Source organism: Nocardia sp. X0981, from assembly GCF_977089955.1.
In genome coordinates this window covers 6,054,807-6,077,675 of record NZ_OZ372435.1, presented here as the reverse complement: position 1 = coordinate 6,077,675, position 22,869 = coordinate 6,054,807, and the positions used below count along the sequence as shown (strand labels likewise).

Annotated in this window: 21 protein-coding genes and 2 tRNA genes; 14 read left to right on the top strand and 9 right to left on the bottom strand. The window is 66.7% G+C overall.

Annotated elements, in window-relative coordinates; genetic code table 11:
- Positions 1 to 3: 3 nt before the first annotated feature.
- Positions 4 to 1,320, bottom strand: coding sequence for an urea ABC transporter substrate-binding protein (gene urtA, locus ACYR7D_RS26975; RefSeq protein WP_459547309.1), 1,317 nt, complete (start codon positions 1,318 to 1,320; stop codon positions 4 to 6).
- A 230-nt stretch (positions 1,321 to 1,550) separates the two neighbouring features.
- On the opposite strand from urtA, the gene ACYR7D_RS26970 reads away from it, so the two are divergent.
- Complete coding sequence (locus ACYR7D_RS26970; RefSeq protein ID WP_459547308.1) at positions 1,551 to 2,156, top strand: ClpP family protease; 606 nt, start codon at positions 1,551 to 1,553, stop codon at positions 2,154 to 2,156.
- A 140-nt stretch (positions 2,157 to 2,296) separates the two neighbouring features.
- Positions 2,297 to 2,887, top strand: coding sequence for a ClpP family protease (locus tag ACYR7D_RS26965; RefSeq protein WP_459547307.1), 591 nt, complete (start codon positions 2,297 to 2,299; stop codon positions 2,885 to 2,887).
- 8 nt (positions 2,888 to 2,895) lie between these two features.
- On the opposite strand, the gene ACYR7D_RS26960 is transcribed toward ACYR7D_RS26965, so the two are convergent.
- A complete protein-coding gene (locus tag ACYR7D_RS26960; RefSeq protein ID WP_459547306.1) occupies positions 2,896 to 3,264 on the bottom strand; it encodes a helix-turn-helix domain-containing protein in 369 nt (122 codons plus the stop codon).
- 96 nt (positions 3,265 to 3,360) lie between these two features.
- Complete coding sequence (locus ACYR7D_RS26955; RefSeq protein ID WP_459547305.1) at positions 3,361 to 3,774, bottom strand: hypothetical protein; 414 nt, start codon at positions 3,772 to 3,774, stop codon at positions 3,361 to 3,363.
- A gap of 355 nt (positions 3,775 to 4,129) precedes the next feature.
- Here ACYR7D_RS26955 and ACYR7D_RS26950 point away from each other — a divergent pair, with 355 nt between their 5' ends.
- The 4 genes from ACYR7D_RS26950 (at position 4,130) to ACYR7D_RS26935 (ending at position 8,492) form a co-directional block, all read left to right on the top strand.
- The gene (locus tag ACYR7D_RS26950) at positions 4,130 to 4,333 is read left to right on the top strand and encodes a cold-shock protein (protein WP_033241329.1); all 204 of its coding nucleotides are present in this window, start codon (positions 4,130 to 4,132) and stop codon (positions 4,331 to 4,333) included.
- A gap of 810 nt (positions 4,334 to 5,143) precedes the next feature.
- Entirely contained in the window at positions 5,144 to 6,742 is a 1,599-nt protein-coding gene (serA, locus tag ACYR7D_RS26945) for a phosphoglycerate dehydrogenase (protein WP_459547304.1), read from the top strand.
- A gap of 31 nt (positions 6,743 to 6,773) precedes the next feature.
- The gene (locus ACYR7D_RS26940) at positions 6,774 to 7,781 is read left to right on the top strand and encodes a 3-isopropylmalate dehydrogenase (protein ID WP_459547303.1); all 1,008 of its coding nucleotides are present in this window, start codon (positions 6,774 to 6,776) and stop codon (positions 7,779 to 7,781) included.
- A gap of 108 nt (positions 7,782 to 7,889) precedes the next feature.
- Positions 7,890 to 8,492: a Uma2 family endonuclease gene (locus tag ACYR7D_RS26935; protein ID WP_459547302.1), complete on the top strand. Its 603-nt coding sequence runs from the start codon at positions 7,890 to 7,892 to the stop codon at positions 8,490 to 8,492.
- Between the two features lie 59 nt (positions 8,493 to 8,551).
- On the opposite strand, the gene ACYR7D_RS26930 is transcribed toward ACYR7D_RS26935, so the two are convergent.
- A complete protein-coding gene (locus ACYR7D_RS26930; RefSeq protein ID WP_459547301.1) occupies positions 8,552 to 9,778 on the bottom strand; it encodes an MFS transporter in 1,227 nt (408 codons plus the stop codon).
- Between the two features lie 206 nt (positions 9,779 to 9,984).
- On the opposite strand from ACYR7D_RS26930, the gene ACYR7D_RS26925 reads away from it, so the two are divergent.
- The 4 genes from ACYR7D_RS26925 to ACYR7D_RS26910 all read left to right on the top strand — a co-directional run bounded on the left by ACYR7D_RS26925 (position 9,985) and on the right by ACYR7D_RS26910 (position 12,729).
- Positions 9,985 to 10,746 (top strand): fumarylacetoacetate hydrolase family protein, encoded by a 762-nt coding sequence (locus ACYR7D_RS26925; protein ID WP_459547300.1) that lies wholly within the window; start codon positions 9,985 to 9,987, stop codon positions 10,744 to 10,746.
- 13 nt (positions 10,747 to 10,759) lie between these two features.
- A complete protein-coding gene (gene gltX, locus ACYR7D_RS26920) occupies positions 10,760 to 12,235 on the top strand; it encodes a glutamate--tRNA ligase (protein WP_459547299.1) in 1,476 nt (491 codons plus the stop codon).
- A gap of 202 nt (positions 12,236 to 12,437) precedes the next feature.
- Positions 12,438 to 12,509: transfer RNA gene (locus ACYR7D_RS26915), tRNA-Gln, on the top strand.
- Positions 12,510 to 12,656: 147 nt separating this feature from the next.
- A tRNA-Glu gene (locus tag ACYR7D_RS26910) sits at positions 12,657 to 12,729 on the top strand.
- A 660-nt stretch (positions 12,730 to 13,389) separates the two neighbouring features.
- On the opposite strand, the gene ACYR7D_RS26905 is transcribed toward ACYR7D_RS26910, so the two are convergent.
- Together ACYR7D_RS26905 and ACYR7D_RS26900 are read right to left on the bottom strand one after the other, a co-directional pair.
- Positions 13,390 to 13,917, bottom strand: a complete 528-nt coding sequence (locus ACYR7D_RS26905; protein ID WP_459547298.1) for a pyridoxamine 5'-phosphate oxidase family protein — start codon at positions 13,915 to 13,917, stop codon at positions 13,390 to 13,392.
- Positions 13,918 to 13,951: 34 nt separating this feature from the next.
- Positions 13,952 to 14,653, bottom strand: a complete 702-nt coding sequence (locus tag ACYR7D_RS26900; protein ID WP_459547297.1) for an IclR family transcriptional regulator — start codon at positions 14,651 to 14,653, stop codon at positions 13,952 to 13,954.
- 152 nt (positions 14,654 to 14,805) lie between these two features.
- Between ACYR7D_RS26900 and leuC the strand changes: the two genes are divergently transcribed.
- From leuC to ACYR7D_RS26885, 3 genes are all read left to right on the top strand, one after another.
- On the top strand, positions 14,806 to 16,221 hold the full coding sequence (gene leuC, locus ACYR7D_RS26895) for a 3-isopropylmalate dehydratase large subunit (protein WP_459547296.1): 1,416 nt from the start codon (positions 14,806 to 14,808) through the stop codon (positions 16,219 to 16,221).
- Positions 16,222 to 16,273: 52 nt separating this feature from the next.
- Complete coding sequence (leuD, locus tag ACYR7D_RS26890; protein ID WP_459547295.1) at positions 16,274 to 16,882, top strand: 3-isopropylmalate dehydratase small subunit; 609 nt, start codon at positions 16,274 to 16,276, stop codon at positions 16,880 to 16,882.
- A 156-nt stretch (positions 16,883 to 17,038) separates the two neighbouring features.
- Positions 17,039 to 17,656: an HU family DNA-binding protein gene (locus tag ACYR7D_RS26885; RefSeq protein ID WP_459547294.1), complete on the top strand. Its 618-nt coding sequence runs from the start codon at positions 17,039 to 17,041 to the stop codon at positions 17,654 to 17,656.
- 273 nt (positions 17,657 to 17,929) lie between these two features.
- Here ACYR7D_RS26885 and ACYR7D_RS26880 read toward each other — a convergent pair whose 3' ends face one another.
- From ACYR7D_RS26880 to cofC, 3 genes are all read right to left on the bottom strand, one after another.
- Positions 17,930 to 18,895, bottom strand: a complete 966-nt coding sequence (locus tag ACYR7D_RS26880; protein ID WP_459547293.1) for an NUDIX hydrolase — start codon at positions 18,893 to 18,895, stop codon at positions 17,930 to 17,932.
- On the bottom strand, positions 18,892 to 21,081 hold the full coding sequence (locus ACYR7D_RS26875) for an RNA degradosome polyphosphate kinase (RefSeq protein WP_459547292.1): 2,190 nt from the start codon (positions 21,079 to 21,081) through the stop codon (positions 18,892 to 18,894). Before ACYR7D_RS26875 ends, ACYR7D_RS26880 begins: the two co-directional genes overlap by 4 nt.
- A gap of 70 nt (positions 21,082 to 21,151) precedes the next feature.
- On the bottom strand, positions 21,152 to 21,838 hold the full coding sequence (cofC, locus tag ACYR7D_RS26870; RefSeq protein ID WP_459547291.1) for a 2-phospho-L-lactate guanylyltransferase: 687 nt from the start codon (positions 21,836 to 21,838) through the stop codon (positions 21,152 to 21,154).
- A gap of 30 nt (positions 21,839 to 21,868) precedes the next feature.
- On the opposite strand from cofC, the gene ACYR7D_RS26865 reads away from it, so the two are divergent.
- The gene (locus ACYR7D_RS26865) at positions 21,869 to 22,864 is read left to right on the top strand and encodes an NAD(P)H-dependent glycerol-3-phosphate dehydrogenase (protein WP_459547290.1); all 996 of its coding nucleotides are present in this window, start codon (positions 21,869 to 21,871) and stop codon (positions 22,862 to 22,864) included.
- Positions 22,865 to 22,869 lie beyond the last annotated feature (5 nt).

Genomic DNA, 22,869 nt, shown 5'->3' with positions numbered 1-22,869 from the left:
GGGTCAGCCCCCGAGTCCCTCGGCCCACGAGTAGCCGGACAGGTACGGGTCCGGTTCGACGGGTTGCCCGGAATCCCACACGCTGTAGATCAGGCCGTCCGGGCGGATCTCGCCGATGCGAGCGGTTTTGGTGATGTGGTTGTTCTCGCCGTCGATGGTCACCGTGCCCTCGGGCGCCTCGAAGGTGACACCCCCGGCCGCCGCCTGCACATCCGGCACCGCGAAGGACCGCGCCTTCTCCACGGTGTTCTTCCACAGGTACACCGAGACGTAAGCGGCTTCCATCGGATCCGAGGTCGGCTTGTTCGCCCCGTATTTCGCCTTGTACGCCCGGACGAAGGCATTGTTGCGCGGGCTGTCCACGGTCTGGTAGTAGTTCCAGGCGGTGAGCTGACCGGCGATGTACTGGACGCCGATACCGCCGACCTCCTCCTCGGCGATGGATACCGAGACCACCGGCATCTCCTGCGGGGTCAGGCCGACATTGCGGTACTCCCGGAAGAACGCCACATTGGAGTCACCGTTGAGGGTGTTGAACACCGCGTCGGCGTCGGCCGAACGCACTTTGTTGACGATCGTGGAGAAATCGGTGGAACCCAGCGGGGTGTAGTCCTCGCCCTTGATCTCCATGCCGTTGGCCTCGGCGTAGGCCTTGATGATGCGGTTCGCCGTCTGCGGGAAAACGTAATCGCTGCCCACCAGATAGAGCGATTTCACGCCGCGGCCTTTGAGATAGTCCAGTGCCGGCACGATCTGCTGATTGGTGGTGGCACCGGTGTAGAAGATGTTCTCCGAGGATTCCAGGCCCTCGTACTGCACCGGGTAGTACAGCAGTGCGTTGCGGTCCTCGAATACCGGCAGCATGGCCTTACGGCTGGAGGACGTCCAGCCGCCGAATACCGCGGCCACACAGTCGGCGCTGATCAGTTTCTCCGCTTTCTCGGCGAAGACCGTGGGTTCGGAGGCGCCGTCCTCGCCGACCAGTTCGATCTGCTTACCCAGTACGCCACCGGCGGCATTGATCTCGTCGACCGCGAGCCGGATGGAATCACGGACGGTGACCTCCGAGATCGCCATGGTGCCCGACAGCGAGTTCAGGGAACCGACCTTGATGGTGGGACTCGCGGTATCGACACAGGATTCGGCGCCGGCGCCGGCCTGATCGGAGGCCGGACTCCCGCAGGCGGTGGCCGCCAGCGCGGTTACGCACAGGGCCACCGGCAATGCGAGCAGTTTCCGTGCTCGCCGACCGTTGCGGGCGTGGCGGAACGCCGTAGCTGCCGGGCTTTTTCCGGGTTCGTCGGATCTGGCTGCATTCATGACCGTTCGGCCTCCACTCAGGAAAGGTCAGCCCGCTGACTTGCTGATTCGCTCGTTGTATACAGCGGCGTATACGTGGAAACACGCTAGGGACACTGTGTTTCCGCGACGTATCCCCGCGTGAAACTCGAGTATCGATCGCCGGCCCATCCCGGCCTCGCTGCTGAGAGCGGATCCGCTCACAGCAGCGCGCACTCCCGGATCCCGGCTCACTCGGGCACGGTGAGAACATGGCTCACGACGACAAATCCCCGCTGTTCGGCTGGCGGGCGAGGGAACAACTATTCGCCCGGCGCATCCTCGTACTGGACGGACCCCTCGACGACGACAACGGCACCCTGCTGACCACCCAGCTGCTCACCCTCGCCGCCGAGGACGGCGAAACCGGAATTTCGCTGTGGATCCATTCGCCCGGTGGTTCGGTACCGGCGATGCTCGCCATCCGCGATGTGATGCGGCTGGTGCCCTGCCCGGTATCGACTCTCGCGCTGGGCTTGGCCTGCAGCGCCGGGCAATTCCTGCTCTCGTCCGGCAGCCCCGGTAGACGCTTCGCGCTCCCGCACGCCCGGATCCTGATGCATCAGGGGTCGGCGGGTATCGGCGGTAGTGCCGTGGATGTGGAGGTCCAGGCCGACGATCTGCGCTACACCGTGGAAACCGTGCTCGGCCTGATCGCCGCGGATACCGGGCAGCCGTACGACCGGGTGTACGAGGATTCCCTGCACGATCGCTGGTTCAGCGCCGCCCAGGCCAAGGAATACGGTTTCATCGACCATATCGTCGGTGATTTCGAACAGATCGTCCCGCAGCGGCGCCGAGTGGGGATCTCGGCATGAGCGGGCGGCGGCAGTGTGCGTAACGACGGAGGACGCCGGCCGGTCAGGTCGAAGGAGAACAGCATGAGCGGGCGGCGCCCGGCGGCGGCAGTGTGCGTGACCACGGAGTGCGCTGTGCGGTCGTGCCGAAGGAGGACAGCATGAGCACTTACACGATTCCCAATGTGATCGCCCAGCATCCGCGGGGCGAGCGGATCACCGATATCTATTCCCATCTGCTCGCCGAGCGGATCGTCTATCTGGGCACGCCCATCGATTCCGGTGTCGCCAACGCACTCATCGCACAACTACTGCACCTGGAATCGGAGAGCCCCGGCCAGGAGATCGACTTCTATGTGAACTGTGAAGGAGGTGATCTGCCGTCGATGCTCGCGGTCTACGACACCATCCAGCACATCGGCGCTCCGGTGCACACCACCTGCGTGGGCCAGGCCATCGCGGTCGGCGCGGTGCTGCTCGCCGGTGGCGCCCCCGGGCACCGGTCGATGCTGCCGCACGCCCGGGTGGTGCTGCATCAACCGGCGGCACGCGGTCAGGGCGCCATTCCGGACCTGATACTGCAGGCCGACGAGCTGGTGCGAATGCGCGCGGAGATCGAATCCATCCTGTCCCGGCATACCGGGCAACCCGTGGAACGGTTGCGTCACGATACGGATCGGGACCGGGTGTTCACCGCCGACGCGGCGGTCGAATACGGATTGGTGGACAAGATCCTGCGACCGCGGGGGTGAGCGGGCGGTCAGGCCGCCAGTAGCAGAAGATCCGGTGTGGTGGAGCGCGGTGCCGCGAGGGGGCGGCGCCGAGGGCGTAGCTGATCGGCCACCTGTTCGGTGAGTTCGCCCAGGGAGGTGCCGAGGGCGCCGGCCAGGGCGGCGATCATCTCGCTCGACGGTTCTTTGCGGCCGCGTTCGACCTCGGAAAGGTACTGCGGGGAAATACCGGCGCGCTCAGCGGTTTCCGCGAGCGTCTCACCCTGCTCCCGGCGCAGTGTGCGCAATTGCCCGCCCAGCAGCTCGCGCCACAGCGGTTCGGGTTCGTTCGAGGGTTGCCGGGCCGGCCGATCGGCGCGGCCGCCGGGGATCGCGTGGAGTCTGCGGGGCTCGGTCATGGATAGAGCCTAGGTCCCGGATACCGGGCGGGAGGCGGATTACGCTGTGGGCGTACCCGGACGGGCCCGCATCCACGGATGCGGGCCCGCGCTCGGTCAGCTGCTGCCGAACAGACCCCGGAACTGGTGGCGCCACCAGCGCCCCGGATCGTCCCGGCCGCGGTCCCGGTCCCGGTCCCGATCCCAGTCCCGATCCCGATCCCGGTCCCGGTCTCGATCCCGGTCCCGGTTGTGGACCTGGCTGGGGTCGTGGAACCGGCTGTGGTCGTGGAACCGGCTGTGATCATGGGGCCGGTCGTGGAGCCGGCTGTGGTCGTGGAACCGGCTGTGATCATGGGGCCGGTCGTGGAGCCGGCTGTGGTCGCCCTGGACCGGAGCGGGGGCCGGTGCGGCCGGGTCCGCGGCAGCGGGTGCGGCCATTGCCACCAGGGGGAGCAGGGTGATGGCGCCCGCGACGGCTACCCGAGTACCCGCCCGGCGTTTCGCGAATGCACTTTTCGTGCGTAACACTTCGAATCCTCTCGTGCGTGCCCCGGCGCGGTGGGGACCGCGCCGAAGGCGATAGGGACCCACTCTCGCGCAGTCGGTGGTGAATGTCACCGGGATACCGGAGGTTTCGGGGCAGAATCATCCCTGGGTACTACAGGATTTCCCTGGGTTGCGCCCCCGAATGCGCAATGGGCGGGTCGCTGGTCGTGCGTGTCCGCGACCACGTCCGACGCCTGCCCGGGCCATCATGTCCTGCCTCACAGTGGCGGCTTTTCGATGTGGTGGAACTTTCCGGACCGTGGCATCGTTGTCAGAGAGATCAGGCAGATCGACCGAGATCCGCCTGGCTCGCAACAGAAAGTATGAAGTAAGCAACATGGCTCAAGGCAGTGTGAAGTGGTTCAACAGCGAGAAGGGCTTCGGCTTCATCGCGCAAGACGGGGGCGGTCCTGACGTCTTCGTGCATTACTCGGCAGTCGCCGGCAGTGGTTTCCGCACCCTCGAAGAGGGTCAGCGGGTGGAGTTCGAGATCGGCCAGGGCCAGAAGGGTCCGCAGGCTCAGGATGTTCGCTCCATCTGAGTGATGTGACGAAGTAGCGGGGCCCCGCACCGGATGGTGCGGGGCCCCGCGGCGTATCCGGGCTCTGCCGCGGCCCGGGCGACGGGAGCGGACAGGCATCGTGACCGGTGGAGGGCGAGTCGTACGGCGACATCGGTAATGCCCCTCGAAATTCGGGGCTTTTATTTCGTTTTCTTTTGTGTCGATGGCTGTTTCGTGAGCTCCGGAGCGGAATACTCCTCGAGTATATGTCTGGAGATGCGGCCCCTTTCTCCGGCTTCGGAGTGGGCTCACCTTCGTGTGACGAAGGCCTCCCAGGGGTGTGGACGCGCGCGGATAATCAAGCAAAAGAGCTGGTAGAAGAAGTTTTTATACAGTATTAAGGCTATATATCGTAACTATATACTGTGATGTGGGTCATGATATCGGGGAATTTCGTAATGCGCTTCCGGGTAGTGCCGATGTATCGCGTGACAGTCGATTCCGGCTGGTTTGAGTAGTCGAAAGGACATTCCATGATCCCCGTCATCATCGATACCGGTTCGGCCGCGCTGAACGGCCTGTTCACCACGCTGTGGACTCTGCTGTTCGGCTGATCCGCGCACCGAGAGCCCCGGTCTCCCGCCTACGTGGAGACCGGGGCTCTCCGCGTTCCGTAGGCCCCGCACACGGTGCCGGGTGACCCTCCGGGCGTGATTCCGCCCACCCACGACCCGGCTTCCGCGCCGGTGACGACGCCGGACCGAGAGGGGGCGGCTCGGGACCGGATCCGGCCGAACTAAGCTTGGCCGCGTCAATTGGCCGTCCCCACTCATCCAGGAGTACCCCACCGTGAGCCAAGCAGGCCGTCCTGTAGTTCTGATCGCCGACAAGCTCGCCCAGTCGACCGTCGACGCGCTCGGTGACGGTGTCGAGGTCCGCTGGGTCGACGGCCCCGACCGTCCCGCGCTGCTCGCCGCGGTGCCGGAGGCCGACGCGCTGCTCGTGCGGTCCGCGACCACCGTCGACGCCGAGGTCCTCGAGGCGGGCAAGAACCTCAAGATCGTCGCCCGGGCCGGGGTCGGCCTGGACAATGTCGACGTCCCGGCCGCCACCGAGCGCGGTGTCATGGTCGTCAACGCCCCCACCTCCAATATCCACACCGCCGCCGAGCACGCCGTCACCCTGATGTTGAGCGCGGCCCGTCAGATCCCCGCGGCCGATGCCACCCTCCGCGAGCGCACCTGGAAGCGCAGCAGCTTCAACGGGGTGGAGATCTTCGGCAAAACAGTCGGTGTGATCGGCCTCGGCCGGATCGGTCAGCTGTTCGCCGCGCGGCTCGCGGCGTTCGAAACCGAGGTCATCGCCTACGACCCCTATGTCTCTCCGGCGCGCGCCGCCCAGCTCGGTATCGAACTGCTGTCCCTGGACGAGGTGCTGGAACGGGCCGACCTGATCTCCATCCACCTGCCGAAGACGCCGGAGACGAAGGGCATCCTCGGCAAGGAGGCGATCGCCAAGACCAAACCGGGCGTGATCATCGTGAACGCGGCACGCGGTGGGCTGGTGGACGAAGCGGCACTCGCCGAAGCCATCAAGTCCGGGCATGTACGGGCCGCGGGTATCGACGTCTACGAAACCGAGCCCTGCACCGACAGCCCGCTGTTCGAACTGCCGCAGGTCGTGGTGACTCCGCACCTCGGCGCCTCCACCGGTGAGGCGCAGGACCGCGCGGGCACCGATGTGGCGAAATCGGTGCTGCTGGCCCTGGCCGGTGAATTCGTCCCCGGTGCGGTGAACGTGACCGGCGGCGTGGTCGGCGACGAGGTGGCGCCCTGGCTGGATCTGGTCCGCAAACAGGGCGCGCTGCTCGGCGCGCTCGCCGACGAACTGCCGGTGAGCCTCGAGGTGCAGGTCCGCGGTGAACTGGCCGCCTCCGATGTCGAGGTGCTGCAGCTCGCCGCGTTGCGTGGCGTGTTCTCCGCCCATGTCGACGATCAGGTGACCTTCGTGAACGCCCCCGCCCTGGCCCAGGCCCGCGGGATCACCGCCGAGGTGACCACGGCGACCGAGAGCCCGAGCCACCGCAGCCTGGTGGACCTGCGCGCGGTCTTCGGCGACGGCCACACCCTGAACGTCGCCGGCACGCTGACCGAGCCGCGGCAGGTCGAGAAGATCGTCAACATCAATGGCCGCAACTACGATATGCGCGCCGAAGGTATCAACCTGGCCGTCCTCAACTACGAGGACAAGCCCGGCGCGCTGGGCAAGGTCGGTACCGCGCTGGGTGCCGCCGAGGTCGATATCCTCGCCGCCCAGCTCACCCAGGACGTGAACAAAGAAGGCGCCACCGTGATGTTCCGGGTGAACAAGGAGGTGCCCGAGGCGGTGCGGTCGGAGATCGCCGCCGCGGTGGGTGCCGCCAAGGTCGTGCTGGTCGACCTGTTCTGATTCCTCGTCGTTCGTAGAAAGCGTGGTTGTCATGAAGCTCGCCGTGATCCCCGGTGACGGTATCGGGCCGGAGGTCGTCACCGAGGCGCTCAAGGTGCTCGATGTGGTGCTGCCGGGTGTCGAACGCACCGAATACGACCTAGGTGCCAAGCGCTACCACGCCACCGGCGAGATCCTGCCCGACTCGGTGCTGCCCGAACTGAAGCAGCACGACGCGATCCTGCTGGGCGCCATCGGCGACCCGTCGGTGCCCAGCGGGATCCTCGAGCGCGGGCTGCTGCTGCGCACCCGTTTCGCCCTGGACCACCATGTGAACCTGCGGCCCTCCAAGCTGTACCCCGGGGTGGGCAGCCCGCTGGCCGGGTCGCCGGATATCGATTTCGTGGTGGTCCGGGAAGGTACCGAGGGCCCGTACACCGGAACCGGCGGTGCCATCCGGGTGGATACGCCGCACGAGGTCGCCACCGAGGTGAGCACCAACACCCGGTTCGGGGTCGAGCGGGTGGTCCGGTACGCCTTCGCCAAGGCGCGGACGCGCCGTAAGCATCTCACCCTGGTGCACAAGACCAATGTGCTCGCCTTCGCGGGTTCGCTGTGGCAGCGCACGGTCGACGCCGTGGGCGCCGAATACCCCGATGTCGAGGTGGCCTACCAGCACATCGATGCGGCGACCATCCATATGGTCAACGATCCGGGCCGCTTCGATGTGATCGTCACCGACAACCTGTTCGGCGATATCATCACCGATCTCGCCGCCGCGGTCAGCGGCGGTATCGGCTTGGCCGCCAGCGGCAATATCGACGCCACCGGCACCAACCCGAGCATGTTCGAACCCGTGCACGGCAGCGCCCCCGATATCGCGGGCCAGGCCAAGGCCGATCCGACGGCCGCGATCCTGTCGGTCTCGCTGCTGCTCGAACACAAGGGGGAGACGGAGGCCGCCGCGCGGATCCAGGAGGCCGTGGCCAAGGATCTGTCCGGCCGCACCGGCGCCGCCTCGACCACCGAGATCGGCGACCGTATCGCCGCCGTGGTCTGACCTCGCCACTTCCGGAGTTCTGTGCCGGCCGGGACGGCACAGAACTCCGATACCATCGGGGACTACCGGGGTGGTCCCCGATGGACGGTCCGAGCGCTTGGAGGCAGCATGACCGCGTGGCACGCCACCCGTGACGCCGGCTTCGGCCCGTACACGGTGTTGGATCTCTACGACCTGCCGGAAGACGGTAAGGGTTTCGAACTCGAAGACGGGTGGTTGGTCGAGGTGGCAGCGGGGGCGCGGCACAACTTCATCGGCTGGTCCCTCGCGGGACGGATCCGGGCCGCTGCCGAACACGCGGACGTATTCGTATGCGATGGGGGCGAGTGGGAGGTCAGCACGCCGTCGGGGGTGCGGAAACCCGATGTGTTCGTGGTGCCCAGAGCGATCGCCCGGGCCGCGATCATCGACGAATCGCCCAAGCTCATCCCGGGTATCGACCTGCAGCTGGTTGTCGAGGTCGTATCCCCGGGCAGCGGCAGCGAACGTACCGATCGCGTGCGCAAGGTGCGCGAGTACGCGGCTCTGGGAATTCCGCAGTATTGGATAGTCGAACACCAGCCGAGCGTCCAGGTTCACCAGGGGATCCTGGACGGCCCCACGTATCGCTGGGAGCGCCCGGTGGGCAAGGGCAAGGAATTCACCGCCGAAATCGAAGCGGATACGCCTGTTCGCGTGACATTCGATCCAGCCGTACTGATCGAGATCTGACCGGCTCAGGTCCAGCGGGCCGGCTCATAGCCCGCGGCCACGGACGGTAGGGCGTGGGTTCACTCCAGAGGTTTCTCCGAGTCCACGGGTACCAGCGGGACAGCCAGCGCGGCGAGTGCGGCCGCGACAAGATATGCCGCGGGAAAACCGGTGGCGGTGACGATCGCGCCGAACACCGGCGGCACCGCCGCGCTGGCCAGATTCTGGCCGGTGTTCTGGATTCCCAGTCCGCGACCGCTCCAGAACGGCCCGGCGCGTTCGGCGATGGCGGTGAAGGCCAGGCCGTTGTCGGAGACCGTAACCACCGAGGCGACGACCAGGAGCGGGATAGCCGCCCACCACCAGTGGGTCCAAGCGGTGAGCGCAAGTAGTGCCATGGTGATGCCCGCGGCTGTCGCGACCTGGCGCAGCGGCCCCATCCGGCTGCCCACCCTGTCCGACCAGGCGCCCGCGCCGATCCGGCCGAGCGCACCCAGGATCTGGGTGCCGGTGACCAGGGCGCCGGCCGTGGCCAGCGACCAACCCAGGTCGCGGTGCAGCCAGAGCAGGGCGAAGGTCCAGACGGTGGCCTGCGGGACCACCAGCAGGATCGAGACGCCGTGGATACGCCACAGTGTGCCGCTGCCGCGGTAGGGGCTCGCGCCGGCGGCCTGGGCGCGGGGTGGACGGGGCGGATCGATGATGCCCAGCAGGCAGCCCACCGCCGCCAGACCGGCCAGCGCGGCGGGTACGGCCAGCGCGGGGGCGATACCGGAACCTTCGGCGACCAGCGGAATGGACATGGCGCCGATCCCGACGCCCAGCGGCTGGCCGGTCTGGCGGATTCCCATGGCCAGCCCGCGGCTCTCGGGCGGGAACCAGCCGACGATGACCCGGCCGCTGGCGCCGTTGGTGCTGGCGGCGCCCATACCGCCGAGAAACAGCAGCACCCCGAGCGCGGGATAGCCGGAGGTGAACGCGGCGGCCGTTCCCGCCACGCACATGATCAGGGGCCCGGCGACGAGCGCGATCCGCTCGCCCAGCCGGTCGACCAGATAGCCCCAGGCGATGAGGGTGCAGCACAGGCCGACGGTCGGCATGGCGACGAGCAGGCCGGCGGTGGGCAGCGGCATACCGGCGGCGGTGAGCGCGGGGAGCAGGAACGGCACGCCGTGGACGAAGATCGCGCTCGAGGTCTGGGCGAAAACGCCGAGAGCGAGCATGAGCCAGCGGCGGGCCGGGGAGACCGGGGCTGCCTGTTTGCCGGAAGCGGTGACCGTACCGGCCGTCGAAGAGCTGTGCGCCATTGTTCCCCATCTCGGAGTGCAGCAGCGTTGTCTCGAATATTAGTATCTCAATATTTGAGAAACACTTCTCATTCTTTGAACTGCCACTGCTCACCGTACACCCGTGGGCCGCGGATGCTCCAGGCGGCCCGGTGCTCCCGGCGGCGTACCGGACCCACCGGTCGGGCGCATTCGGGCTGGTGAACCCGGCTGGATAGACTCCGACCATGCGTCTAGGTCGAGTTGCCAGCCCCGATGGGGTCGCTTTCGTCTCCATCGAAGGCGAGACCGCCAGAGAAATAGCCGAGCACCCGTTCGGAACGCCGACGTTCACCGGCCGGAGCTGGCCGCTGGCCGATATCCGCCTGCTCGCTCCCATCCTGGCGAGCAAGGTGGTGTGCGTGGGTAAGAACTACGCCGCGCACGCCGCGGAAATGGGCGGCGAGGCCCCGGCCGAACCCGTCGTCTTCATGAAACCCAACACCTCCATCATCGGACCCCAGGTGCCGATCCTGCTGCCCCCCAACTCCTCCCGCGTCGACTACGAGGGAGAGCTGGCGGTGGTGATCGGCCGCCCGTGCAAGGACGTACCGGTGGGCCGGGTCAAGGACGTCATCCTCGGCTACACCGTCGCCAATGACGTCACCGCCCGGGATCAACAGGCCCAGGACGGGCAGTGGACCCGCGCGAAGGGGTACGACACCTTCTGCCCGCTCGGCCCGTGGATCGAGACCGAGCTCGACCCGGCGGATCTGGAGATCACCACCGAACTCGACGGCGAAGTCCGCCAGCGCAGCACGACATCACTACTGCTGCACGATATTCCGGAACTCGTTTCCTGGGTCACCCGGATCATGACCCTGCTGCCCGGTGATGTCATTCTCACCGGCACACCCGAAGGGGTCGGCCCGATGAAAGACGGGCAGACCGTATCCGTCACCGTCTCCGGTATCGGAACCCTCACCAATCCTGTTGCCGCGAAACGCTGAACGAAAGAGAGACATGACAAACGTACGGGTCCGTTTCTGCCCGTCACCCACGGGGACACCGCATGTCGGGCTCATCCGCACGGCGCTGTTCAACTGGGCCTACGCCAAACATCACGGCGGCGACTTCGTCTTCCGTATCGAAGACACCGATGCCGCACGGGATTCCGAAGATTCCTACCAGGCGCTGTTGGACGCAATGCGCTGGCTCGGTATGGAATGGGACGAAGGTCCGGAAATCGGTGGGCCCTATGCCCCGTACCGGCAGTCGCAGCGGCGTGAAATCCATATGGACGTGGTCCGCAAACTACTGGAAGCCGGAGAAGCGTACGAATCCTTCTCCACCCCAGCGGAAGTCGAGGAAAGGCATCGTGCGGCCGGTCGCGATCCGAAACTCGGATACGATAATTACGACCGCGACCTGACCCCCGAGCAGATCGCCGAATACAAAGCCGCCGGACGGCCCGCGGTGGTCCGGCTGAGGATGCCCGATACCGATCTCACCTGGCGCGATCTGGTGCGAGGGGAAACAACCTTCAAAGCCGGGGTGGTCCCGGACTTCGCACTTACCCGCGGTAACGGCGACCCGCTCTACACGCTGGTCAACCCGGTCGACGACGCCACCATGCGGATTACGCACGTATTGCGGGGTGAGGATCTGCTCTCCTCTACGCCGCGGCAGCTCGCTCTCTATGCCGCGATGCAGCGGATCGGCGTCGCGGATTTCACCCCCGAATTCGGGCATCTGCCGTTCGTCATGGGCCAGGGGAACAAGAAGCTCTCCAAGCGCGACCCCGAGTCCAACCTGTTCCTGCATCGCGACCGGGGATTCATTCCCGAAGGTCTGCTGAACTATCTCGCGCTACTCGGCTGGAGCATCGCCGACGACCACGACGTGTTCTCCATGGACGAGATGATCGCCGCGTTCGATATATCGAAGGTCAATTCGAATCCGGCCCGTTTCGACCAGAAGAAGGCCGACGCCATCAATGCCGAGCACATCCGTTTGCTGGCGCCGGCGGATTTCGCCGGACGGTTGCGCGAATATTTCGACCGGCGCGGGTACGTCAGTGGCGGAATCGACGAAAAAGTATTCGCGGCTGCCGCCGATCTCGTACAGACGAGAATTGTCGTCCTCGACGACGCCTGGGGATTGCTGCGATTCCTTTTGGCTCCCGCCGAAGAGTTCACCGTGGATCCCGCCGCGGGTAAGAAGAATTTGGGCCCGGATGCCGTGCCCGTATTGGACGCGGCAATTACCGCACTCGAACCGCTGACGGCGTGGACCGCCGCCGAGATCGAGGAGGCGCTGAAAATCGCGCTCATCGAGGGTATGGAATTGAAACCACGAAAGGCGTTCGCGCCGGTGCGGGTGGCGGTCACCGGATCGCATATCAGCCCACCGCTCTACGAATCGCTGGAACTGCTGGGCCGCGAGGAAACCATGCGGCGCCTGCGTGCCGGGCGCACATGGGTGGCGCCGAGCGAATGAGCTCGCGCCCGGAGACGGCCCGGCACCCGGGCCGTCTCCGGCGGGGTAGCGGCCGGTAACGCCCGAAACTATCGGTACGCGACGCCATACACCCCATCTGACCTGGCGATTTGTAGTTTCCCCCGAGCGGTTTGGTACTCTCTTTCTCGGCCGGAACGACGGTCCCACCGCAGCCGGCGGTGAGGTCGAAAGCCCAGGTCATTGGGGTATGGTGTAATTGGCAACACAGCTGATTCTGGTTCAGCCATTCTAGGTTCGAGTCCTGGTACCCCAGCGGAGATCGATCTCGACTACATCCTCCAGATGCGGGCGTGAACGAATATCCAGGCGATTTGGTCGCCGCCGCCCGGTCGGTTACGCTGATCGAGCTTCGGATCGAAAGATCCCCGATCAGCTCCCGCAAGGAGTCGATCACAGTCCTGGCCCCGTCGTCTAGCGGCCTAGGACGCCGCCCTCTCAAGGCGGTAGCGCGGGTTCAAATCCCGTCGGGGCTACTCAGAGGGAAGGCCCATGCTCATGGAGAGCATGGGCCTTTTCTGATTCGCGGTGTGTTGTGGGGGTGCAACCCCCCCACACCCCGCCCAGGGGGCTCGGCGCCCCCGGACCCCTCTTCGCGTAATGCCGACCGGTCGGAGGCGGGCCGGGGCACGCACCCTTGGATCCCTTTGCGGATGGGTTGCCCACGAGGCCGGATCCGGCGGGCTCGCGTCGCCGGACACCTGTGCGGTCGGCGGCTGCCCGGACCGGCGGGGCCGGAAGGGTTCGCATGATTGTGATGCCGGGTCGTGTCCCGGGCCTTCTCCTCGTGGGCGGGTTCGGGGAGGTTCTGCTGTATTTCGGTGACCCCGGACCCTTCGGCGGTCGCTCGGCCCCGAGACCGGGGGCGGAACAGGCTCCAGCGGCGCTGGGGGCGGGAATCGGGCCTTCTGGGTGTCCGCTGTGGCCGAACGGCCCGGAGGCGTGCCTGTGGGCTCGGGAATGCGTTCGCACGATTGCCCGGCGGGGAAGGCGGCGCGTATCGGTTGTCGGCGGCTGCACGAGGGTCGTGAATCGGCTGCCGGGCCGAGTGCCCGGCGGGCGGGCCGTTTCTCTGTCGTCTCGGCGTCGGAGACCGGTGGGGCGCCCGGGTGCCGGGGGTGGCACCCGGGGGCGGGTCAGTCGTCCAGGGCGTGGGCGGTGGAACCGCCGAGGGGCATTTCGGGGAGGCCGAGTTTGCGATGGTCCCAGCTGCGGATACGTTCGGGGACGATCCGGACCGCGACGCGCTTGTTCAGCATCCCCTCGACGAACTGGCGCATATCCTCGGTGTAAGGGCCGGTGTAGCGTTCCCAGACGCTGACCCCGACGGCGAAGAGCCGCTCGGGGTCGTCGATGATCTCGGCGCGCCCTTCGATGGAAACTCCGCGCAGGGTGTCGTAGGTCTTTCCGGCCTCGACCATGCAGGTGACGGTGGGATTCCGGCGCAGGTTGACGGCTTTCTGGGATTTGCCCTTCGTCTCGAACCAGAGTTCGGGGATCGAGCCGGGCCGGGCCGGGTCGGTGATGAGGGCATACCACATGGCCGTGAGGTGCGGTTTTCCGTCGGGGCCCAGGGTGGCCAGGGTGGCCACGCGGCTGCGGGTGAGGAAATCGGTGATCTCGGCGTCGGTCATCACGATCTGCGCCCGTTGGTTCACTCCCATGGCGCAACCATAAGTGAAGGCACCCGCCTGCCGCTCAGAGCCGGCGATGCAGGGCCTCCGCCGCCGCCACCAGATCGGCCGCCCAGCGGGCGCCCGGGCGCCGGCCCATCCGGTCGATCGGACCCGATACCGAGATCGCGGCCACCACCGCGCCCTGCTGATCGCGGACCGGCGCCGAAACGCTCGCCACTCCGGCGGCGCGTTCGCCGGCGCTCTGTGCCCAGCCGCGTTTGCGGACCTCGGCGAGGGTGCGTTCGGTGAACACCGCCTCGGCGAGCACGGTGCGCTGCAGATCGGAATCGGACCAGGCGAGCAGCACTTTTGCGGCCGACCCCGCCGTCAGTGGGAGCCGGGAGCCGATCGGGACGGTATCCCGCAGACCGGCCGGGGGCTCCAGAGCCGCGACGCAGATCCGTTCTTTACCGTCGCGGCAGTACAGCTGCACGCTTTCCCCGGTGATCTCGCGGAGGCGGGGCAGGATCGATGCGGCGGCCTCGACCAGCGGGTCGGAGGCCCCGGTGGCGAGTTCGGCGAGAGCGGGCCCGGGACGCCAGGCGCCGGCGCCGTCGCGGGCCAGCAGACGGTGGGTTTCCAGGCCCACGGCGAGGCGGTGGGCGGTCGCGCGAGGGAGGCCGGTGCGATCGCACAACTCGTTGAGACCGCAGGGCCGTTCGGCAACCGCATACAGCACTGCCACTGCTTTGTCCAGAACGCCGATACCGCTATGCTGTCTCATACAACGATATTAGCGTCCTGCATTCTGAGATGCCATCGCAAACAGCCCTGGTGGAGTCGTGGAATGGGGTCGCACTATCCCACAGCTAGTCGTATCCGGCGCCGGGTTCCGAGGCCCGGAACGGATGCCGGACCCGAAAGGTGATCGCCACAATGCCACGTACGCTGGCCGAAAAGGTATGGGAACAGCACGTCGTCGCCCGGGGGGAAGGTGAAGGTGAGGCGCGCGAACCCGATCTGATCTACATCGATCTGCACCTGGTACACGAGGTGACCAGCCCCCAGGCCTTCGACGGTCTGCGCGCGGCCGGTCGCTCGGTACGTCGCCCCGATCTCACCATCGCGACCGAGGACCACAATGTCCCCACGACCGATATCGATAAACCGATCGCCGATCCGATTTCCCGGACCCAGGTCGAGACGCTGCGGCGTAATTGCGCGGAATTCGGGATCCGGCTGCACCCGATGGGCGACCTGGAACAGGGCATCGTCCATGTGGTCGGTCCGCAGCTGGGGTTGACCCAGCCGGGAACGACGGTGGTATGTGGGGATAGTCACACTTCTACCCACGGCGCCTTCGGCGCGCTGGCCATGGGCATCGGCACCAGCGAGGTAGAACATGTGCTGGCCACGCAGACCCTGTCGCTGCGTCCGTTCAAAACGATGGCGATCACCGTGGACGGTGTGCTGCCGCCGGGAGTCACCAGCAAGGACCTCATTCTCGCGGTGATCGCCGAAATCGGCACCGGCGGCGGTCAGGGCTATGTGCTCGAGTATCGCGGAGAGGCCATTCGCAATATGTCGATGGAAGCGCGGATGACGATCTGCAATATGTCCATCGAAGCCGGCGCGCGGGCCGGGATGATCGCCCCGGACGAAACCACCTATGAGTTCTTGAAAGGACGTCCGCACGCACCCCGGGGCGCGGAATGGGACGCCGCCGTCGCCGCGTGGGACGCGCTGAAGACCGACGACGATGCGGTTTTCGACCGGGAGGTGCGTATCGACGCGAGCAAGCTCACCCCGTTCGTCACCTGGGGCACCAATCCCGGCCAGGGCTCGCCCCTCGGTGAGACCGTCCCCGACCCGGCGCGGATCGCGGACGAAAACGCCCGTCAGGCGGCGGAGAAGGCCCTGCGATACATGGATCTGACCCCCGGTACGCCGCTGCGTGAGGTCGCGGTGGACACGGTGTTCGTGGGGTCCTGCACCAACGGCCGGATCGAGGATCTGCGGGCCGTGGCGGATGTACTGAAGGGCCGCAAGATCGCCGACGGTGTCCGGATGCTGGTGGTCCCGGGATCCATGCGGGTCCGCGCCCAGGCGGAGAAGGAGGGCCTCGGGGAGATCTTCACCGCGGCCGGCGCCGAATGGCGCCAGGCGGGCTGCTCGATGTGCCTGGGAATGAACCCGGATCAACTCTCCCCCGGTCAGCGCTGTGCCTCCACCTCCAACCGCAATTTCGAGGGCCGGCAGGGCAAAGGTGGGCGAACCCATCTGGTGTCGCCGCCAGTGGCCGCCGCGACCGCGGTGCGCGGCACTCTCTCGGCGCCCGCGGACCTCGACTGAGCCCGCGACCCGCATTCCGAAACACCCTTATCGCCGAAACAGGAGAAATACGATGGAAGCCTTCACCGTGCACAAGGGGATCGGCGTTCCGCTGCGCCGGTCCAATGTCGACACCGACCAGATCATCCCTGCCGTCTATCTGAAGCGCGTCACTCGAACGGGATTCGAAGACGGGTTGTTCGCCGCCTGGCGGGGCGAAGAGGACTTCATTCTGAACACCGAGCCGTACAAGCACGGCACCGTCCTGGTGGCCGGGCCGGATTTCGGTACCGGATCGTCGCGTGAGCACGCGGTATGGGCGCTCATGGACTATGGCTTTCGAGTAGTTATCTCTTCACGTTTCGCCGACATCTTCCGCGGTAATGCGGGCAAGGGCGGACTGCTGGCCGCGCGAATGTCACAGAATGATGTCGAAATGCTCTGGAAGTTGCTCGAGGAACAGCCCGGACTGGAATTGGTAGTGGACCTCCAGGAGCGTACGGTGACCGCGGGAACCATCGTGTTGCCGTTCGATATTGACGACTACACCAGGTGGCGCCTGTTGGAGGGTTTGGACGACATCGGCCTGACGCTGCGGCGTAGCGATGTGATCGCCGAGTTCGAAAAGACAAGGCCGGCTTGGAAACCAAAGACCCTGCCGGAACCTATTTCGCAGGTGTAATGTTCTCGGCCTCTTAGAGGCCGCTCAGATGTCGTGGTAGCTGTGCGTGTGCTAGACCACATGAATTTTGGCGTGGCACATAGACTCTTGCCCAATGTGGGTTTACCGTGGTACCTAGTCGGTCCGACGACGGGCCATTAGTCTGCGGAGGATTCAATGAACAAGGCGGAACTGATCGACGTTCTGACCGAAAAGTTGGGTACTGACAGGCGCACGGCCACCGCGGCAGTCGAGCATGTGGTCGACACCATCGTGCGCGCGGTACACAAAGGGCAGAGCGTCACCATCACCGGATTCGGTGTGTTCGAACAGCGTAAGCGGGCGGCCCGAGTGGCGCGGAATCCGCGTACCGGGGAAACCGTCAAGGTGAAGCCCACTTCGGTTCCGGCGTTCCGGCCCGGAGCCCAGTTCAAGGCGGTTATCGCCGGTAAGCAGAAGCTCGCGGCGACCGGTCCCGCCGTGAAACGCGGTGTCAATGCTCCTGTGGCCGCCAAGAAATCCACGGCGAAGAAGACCACGGCGAAGAAAACCACCGCCAAGAAGACCGCCACGAAGGCGCCGGCCAAAACAACGGCGCGTAAGACGGCCACCAAGGCGCCCGCCAAGAGCACCGCCGCGAAGAAGGCCGCCACCAAGACCACTGCCCGTAAGACGGCGGCGAAGAGCACCGCCAAGGCCACCAAGAAGGCCACCCCCGCCAAGAAGACGGCGGCGAAGAAGACCGCCACGGCCAAGAAGACCACGGCGAAGAAAACCGCCAAAAAGGCGCGCTGACCTCCCGTCAGGGCGTGCCGGCGGGATCTCGCCCGATCGCAGGCAGGATCGGGTCGTGTGTAACCTGCCCTCGCCCGACGAGGCCGGAATACAACCCCGGCCGGATCCGGGTGCGCGTCGCGACGGCGCGCCACCCCGCGAGCGGTATCCGTCGACGAGCGGGCGAGCCGGACTCGGCGGCTCGCGATTCCCCCACAATCGCAACGCCGGACGGACAGCCCCCGGGCGATCCCCGGGGGCGTGACCGCTTTCCGGCCCGAGGCCGGTGTGGTGTCAGCCGCCGACGGCCGGCGCGGTATCCACCGACAGCGACCTGTCGAGATGATCGGCGGCCACCAGGCGGTCGCCGGAGAACGACAGCACCCAGACCGAACCCTTACGAGTGCGGGCCGGCGACAGCCGCATACCGTCCTTGTCCGCCCACCAGCGGACCAGGTCCGGAATGGTGTCGCCCTGGCTGCACAGCACCGGAACCCGATGCGTCGCCACCAGGGACCGGATCTGTTCTCTGGCCTTGTCCGGATTCTCGGCATAGCCGATATCGCCCAGTAGTGGTTCGACCGTCACCTCCACGCCGAGCTCGGCGGCCAGCGGGGCAACCGTCTGCACACATCGCAGTGGTTCGGCGGAATAGATCTCGCGCGCGCCGAACGCCAGCAGGTTGGGAACCAACGCCAGTGCCTGCCGATGCCCCGCCGGTTCGAGCGGGCGCTCTTTGTCCGGTCCCTTGAACCGCTCGCGCCGCCCGGCCTTGGCATGCCGGACCAGCAGCGCGGTGTGGGTATCGGCGGGTAGCCGGGTGAATGCCCGTACTATCTGGCGGTCCATCGGATACGACAGGGCCGACATCACCGTCTCCAAGGGGCACCAGAGCAGTTCGTCGACTTCACTGTTGGCGCTGAATTCCCCCTCGACGATTTCGGCGGCCCAGTAGTCGACCCGTTTCATCTTGCGATGGCCGGTGACCGGATAGACGACCTTCCCGAGATACCGGCCCAGCCTGGGCCGCAGCCCCGTTTCCTCCTCGGTCTCCCGGACCGCCGCCAGCACCGGGGTCTCGCCGGGATCGAGTTTGCCCTTGGGCAGCGACCAATCCTGGTATTTGGGCCGCCGGATCACCGCGATCTCCAGCCCGCCGGCGGAACCGGGCGCGTGGCGCCACAACACGGTGCCCGCGGCGTGGATATTGGGGGCGGTCCGGGGATCCGGGTACGACGGCGGTTCGTGCGCGGCGTTCACTGCTGATCCGGGCGGCGCAGGCGCATGAGGGACACCTGATGGTCGCGGACCCCGCTACCGTCACCCTCCGGTCCGGTACGGGCCTGGTCGGGACTGGATCTCCAGTTGCCGTCCGGGTCCAGTACCCAGCAGCGGGTCATCGGGTGCAGTGCGGATTCGAAGATCCCGTCCAGCCGCTCGCACAGTTTCGGATCCTTCACCTGCGCCATGACCTCCACCCGGCGATCCAGGTTGCGGTGCATCATATCGGCGCTGCCGATCCAGAACTCGTTCTGCGCCCGGAAATGGAAGATCCGTGAATGCTCCAGAACCCGGCCGAGGATGGAGCGAACCTCGATGTTCTCGCTCATCCCGGGCACGCCGGCGCGCAGGCCGCAGATACTGCGCACCACGATCCGCACCGGCACCCCGGCTTGGGAAGCGCGGTAGAGGGCGTCGATGACCTGCTCGTCGACGAGCGCATTGGCCTTCAACCGGATACCGGCCTCGGCACCCGAACCGGCCAGCTCGATCTCCCGCTCGATCCGGCTGATGATCCCGGACCGGATACCGTGCGGGGCCACGAGGATATTGCGGTAGTCCGCCTTCCGGGAGTAGCCGGTGAGCGAGTTGAACAGATCGGTGAGATCGGCGCCTATCTCGGGCGCGGCCGTGAGCAGTCCGACATCCTCGTACAGCCGCGCGGTCTTGGGGTTGTAGTTACCGGTGCCGATATGGCAGTAGCGGCGGATGGTGGAGCCCTCCCGGCGCACCACCAGGCAGGTCTTGCAATGGGTTTTCAGCCCGACCAGGCCGTACACCACGTGCACACCCGCCTGTTCCAGGGTGCGGGCCCATTTGATGTTGGCCTGTTCGTCGAAGCGGGCCTTGATCTCCACCAGCGCCACCACCTGTTTACCCGCCTCGGCCGCGTCGATGAGCGCGTTCACGATCGGGGAATCGCCGGAGGTGCGGTACAGGGTCTGTTTGATGGCCAGTACCTGCGGGTCGGCGGCGGCCTGCTCGATGAAACGTTGCACGCTGGTGGAGAACGAATCGTAGGGATGGTGCACCAGCACATCGCCCTCCCGCAGCGCGGCGAAGACATTGCGCGGGGTCTCCCGTTCCCCGAATGCCGGCGGAGTGGCGGGAACGTAGGGTGTGTCCTTCAGATTCGGGCGGTCCACCCCGTACACCTGCCACAGGCAGGACAGATCGAGCAGGCCCGGCACCTGGATGACATCGGCCGGGTCCACCTCGAGCTCGCGCAGCAGCAGATCGAGCATGTGCTCGGTCATATCGTCGGACACCTCGAGCCGCACCGGGGAACCGAAGCGGCGACGGGCCAGTTCCCGTTCGAGTGCCTGCAGCAGATCCTCGTCGCGGTCCTCGTCCACCTCGAAATCGGCATTGCGGGTGATCCGGAACGAATGGTGTTCCACGACGGTCATCCCGGGGAACAGCTGGTCCAGATGAGCCGCGATGAGGGCTTCCATCGGAAGGAAAGCCGCTATCCCGCCGCCGCTCGGTCCGGGGCGGCGTACCCGCACGAAACGGTCCACATTGTCGGGAACCTTCACCCGCGCGAAATGTTCGCCGCCGGTGGTCTGGTCCTGGACCGTGACCGCCAGGTTCAGGCTCAGGCCGCTGATGTACGGGAAGGGATGGGCGGGATCGACCGCGAGCGGGGTGAGGACCGGGAACACCTGGTCCTGGAAATGGGCGGACAGCCGCGCCCGTTCGGCCTCGTCCAGATCGGCCCAGTCGATGATCTCGATGCCCTCGGCGGTGAGCGCCGGCCGCACATCGGTGAGGAACACCTCGGCATGACGGACCGCGAGATCCTGGGTGCGGGCCGCGATGAGGGTGAGTTGTTCGTTCGGCGAGCGGCCGTCGGCCGAGCGGACCGAAAGCCCGGTTTCGGCGCGGCGTTTGAGACCGGCCACGCGCACCATGTAGAACTCGTCCAGATTCGAGGCGAAGATGGCCAGGAACTTCGCGCGCTCCAGCAACGGCAGCGAACCGTCCTCGGCCAGCGCCAGGACACGGGCATTGAAATCGAGCCAGCTCAACTCGCGGTTGAGGTAGCGATCGGCGGGCAAACGGGGCGCATCTCCATCGGCAGGGATCAGCGTGGCGGCCGGAGGTGGAGTCGGTAGCACCTGTTGTTGCTTGAAAATTTCCGTATCGCTCACGCCTACGATCATTCCCTAAGAACCGGCCGGTGCGCATGTCCCGGGGGTGACTGTTATCTCGAGTTCACGAGGTGGCGACTGCCTAGCACACCTGGGTGACCGTTTCCCGAACCCGATGTGGCCAACCCGGTTCGTCCAGCAGGGCGGCGGTAGCACGGCCCGCTCCCAACACCCGGACAGCCGCCAGATCGCCGGGGGTGTCGACATCGCGCCGCAGCCCCGGCCATTCGCCGGGAAGGTCCACGGCGCCCTCGGCGCGGTGGCGGCGTGCCGAGTCCCGGCCGAACCGCGGCCGCAACGCGATACCGGCCGGCGCGAGCAGCGCCGCGGTGCCGGTACCGGCGTGATCGGTGACCAGCGCGCGGGTATCGCGCGGCGCGGCGCTCAGGACGGCGGCCAGTTCGGCGGGGCGTAGCGCGGGCAGGTCGGCCTGCAGGGCCACCAGGCCGATCGCGCCGTGCCGGGACCGCAGGCTCGCCGCGGCCTCGGCCAGAGCGGTGTTGAGGGCATCGGGATCGGTGGTGGCGCCGGCCGGTTCCGGGTGGATCTCCGCGCCCAGCGCGCGGCTCGCCCGCGCGACCGACGGATCGGGGGTGACCACCGTGATCGAGGCGATCGCCGGTACCGCGCCGGCCGCGCGCACGGTATCGGTGAGCATGGCCAGCACGAGCTGGGACCGCTGGGGCGGGTCCAGTGTCCCGGCCAGCCGGCTCTTGGCACTGTCCAGGGTCTTCACCGCGATAACGGCGTGCACGGTGTGCGGGCACATGGCCCCATCCTGTCATGGCATATTGGGCTGATGACGAGGGCGGCGGTACTGGGTGCGGGATCGTGGGGAACGACGTTCGCGAAGGTGTTGGCGGACGCGGGAACCGATGTCACCATCTGGGCGCGGCGACCGGAGGTCGCCGAAGCCCTGGCGACCGATCATCGCAACCCCTACTACCTGCCGGGAGTGCAGTTACCGCCCGTCGCCGCCACCGACGACTACATCCGTGCCCTGGACGGCGCCGATATCGTGGTGCTCGCGGTGCCGTCACAGTCGTTGCGCGCGAACCTGAAGACCTGGGCGCCGGCCATCGGCCCCGATGCCACGCTGCTGAGTCTGGTCAAAGGAATAGAGAACGGCACACTGCTGCGGATGAGCGAGGTGATCGCCGAGGTCGCCGCGGCCGATCCGAGCCGGATCGCGGTCCTGTCCGGACCCAATCTCGCCAAGGAACTCGCCGCGGGACAACCTGCCGCGACGGTCGTCGGCTGCACCGACGCCGACCGGGCGGCCGCGGTGCAGCGGGCCTGTGTCACCGGCTACTTCCGGCCCTACACCAATACCGATGTGATCGGCTGCGAAATCGGCGGTGCCTGCAAGAACGTCATCGCGCTCGCCTGTGGGATCGCCTCCGGAATGGGGTTCGGCGACAATTCCCTCGCCGGTCTGATGACCCGGGGACTCGCCGAGATCATCCGGCTGGGTGTGGTGCTCGGCGCCGAACCCGCCACGCTGGCCGGGCTGGCCGGAGTCGGCGATCTGATCGCCACCTGTACCTCACCGCTGTCGCGGAACCGGTCCTTCGGCCAGGTGCTCGGCACCGGCGGATCCATGCAGGCCGCGCAGGAAGCGACCCATGGGCAGGTCGCCGAAGGTGTGAAATCCTGCACTTCGATACGGGCCCTGGCCGCGGCCCACGGGGTGGAGATGCCGCTCACCGAGGCCGTGCACGAGGTCTGCCACGAAGGATTGGCGGTGCAGTCGGCGGTGGAACGTCTCCTCGGCCGCCGGATCAAACCCGAATAGCCCAC

Bases quoted from the DNA above. Each gene is read 5' to 3' on its own strand.
- urtA (WP_459547309.1), bottom strand. From the start codon at position 1,320: ATGAATGCAGCCAGATCCGACGAACCCGGAAAAAGCCCGGCAGCTACG.
- leuC (WP_459547296.1), top strand. From the start codon at position 14,806: ATGCCACGTACGCTGGCCGAAAAGGTATGGGAACAGCACGTCGTCGCC.
- ACYR7D_RS26905 (WP_459547298.1), bottom strand. From the start codon at position 13,917: ATGGGAGTGAACCAACGGGCGCAGATCGTGATGACCGACGCCGAGATC.
- ACYR7D_RS26930 (WP_459547301.1), bottom strand. From the start codon at position 9,778: ATGGCGCACAGCTCTTCGACGGCCGGTACGGTCACCGCTTCCGGCAAA.
- ACYR7D_RS26960 (WP_459547306.1), bottom strand. From the start codon at position 3,264: ATGACCGAGCCCCGCAGACTCCACGCGATCCCCGGCGGCCGCGCCGAT.
- ACYR7D_RS26935 (WP_459547302.1), top strand. From the start codon at position 7,890: ATGACCGCGTGGCACGCCACCCGTGACGCCGGCTTCGGCCCGTACACG.
- cofC (WP_459547291.1), bottom strand. From the start codon at position 21,838: ATGTGCCCGCACACCGTGCACGCCGTTATCGCGGTGAAGACCCTGGAC.
- ACYR7D_RS26875 (WP_459547292.1), bottom strand. From the start codon at position 21,081: ATGATCGTAGGCGTGAGCGATACGGAAATTTTCAAGCAACAACAGGTG.
- ACYR7D_RS26925 (WP_459547300.1), top strand. From the start codon at position 9,985: ATGCGTCTAGGTCGAGTTGCCAGCCCCGATGGGGTCGCTTTCGTCTCC.
- leuD (WP_459547295.1), top strand. From the start codon at position 16,274: ATGGAAGCCTTCACCGTGCACAAGGGGATCGGCGTTCCGCTGCGCCGG.
- ACYR7D_RS26885 (WP_459547294.1), top strand. From the start codon at position 17,039: ATGAACAAGGCGGAACTGATCGACGTTCTGACCGAAAAGTTGGGTACT.
- ACYR7D_RS26965 (WP_459547307.1), top strand. From the start codon at position 2,297: ATGAGCACTTACACGATTCCCAATGTGATCGCCCAGCATCCGCGGGGC.
- ACYR7D_RS26865 (WP_459547290.1), top strand. From the start codon at position 21,869: ATGACGAGGGCGGCGGTACTGGGTGCGGGATCGTGGGGAACGACGTTC.
- gltX (WP_459547299.1), top strand. From the start codon at position 10,760: ATGACAAACGTACGGGTCCGTTTCTGCCCGTCACCCACGGGGACACCG.
- ACYR7D_RS26970 (WP_459547308.1), top strand. From the start codon at position 1,551: ATGGCTCACGACGACAAATCCCCGCTGTTCGGCTGGCGGGCGAGGGAA.
- ACYR7D_RS26940 (WP_459547303.1), top strand. From the start codon at position 6,774: ATGAAGCTCGCCGTGATCCCCGGTGACGGTATCGGGCCGGAGGTCGTC.
- ACYR7D_RS26950 (WP_033241329.1), top strand. From the start codon at position 4,130: ATGGCTCAAGGCAGTGTGAAGTGGTTCAACAGCGAGAAGGGCTTCGGC.
- ACYR7D_RS26900 (WP_459547297.1), bottom strand. From the start codon at position 14,653: ATGAGACAGCATAGCGGTATCGGCGTTCTGGACAAAGCAGTGGCAGTG.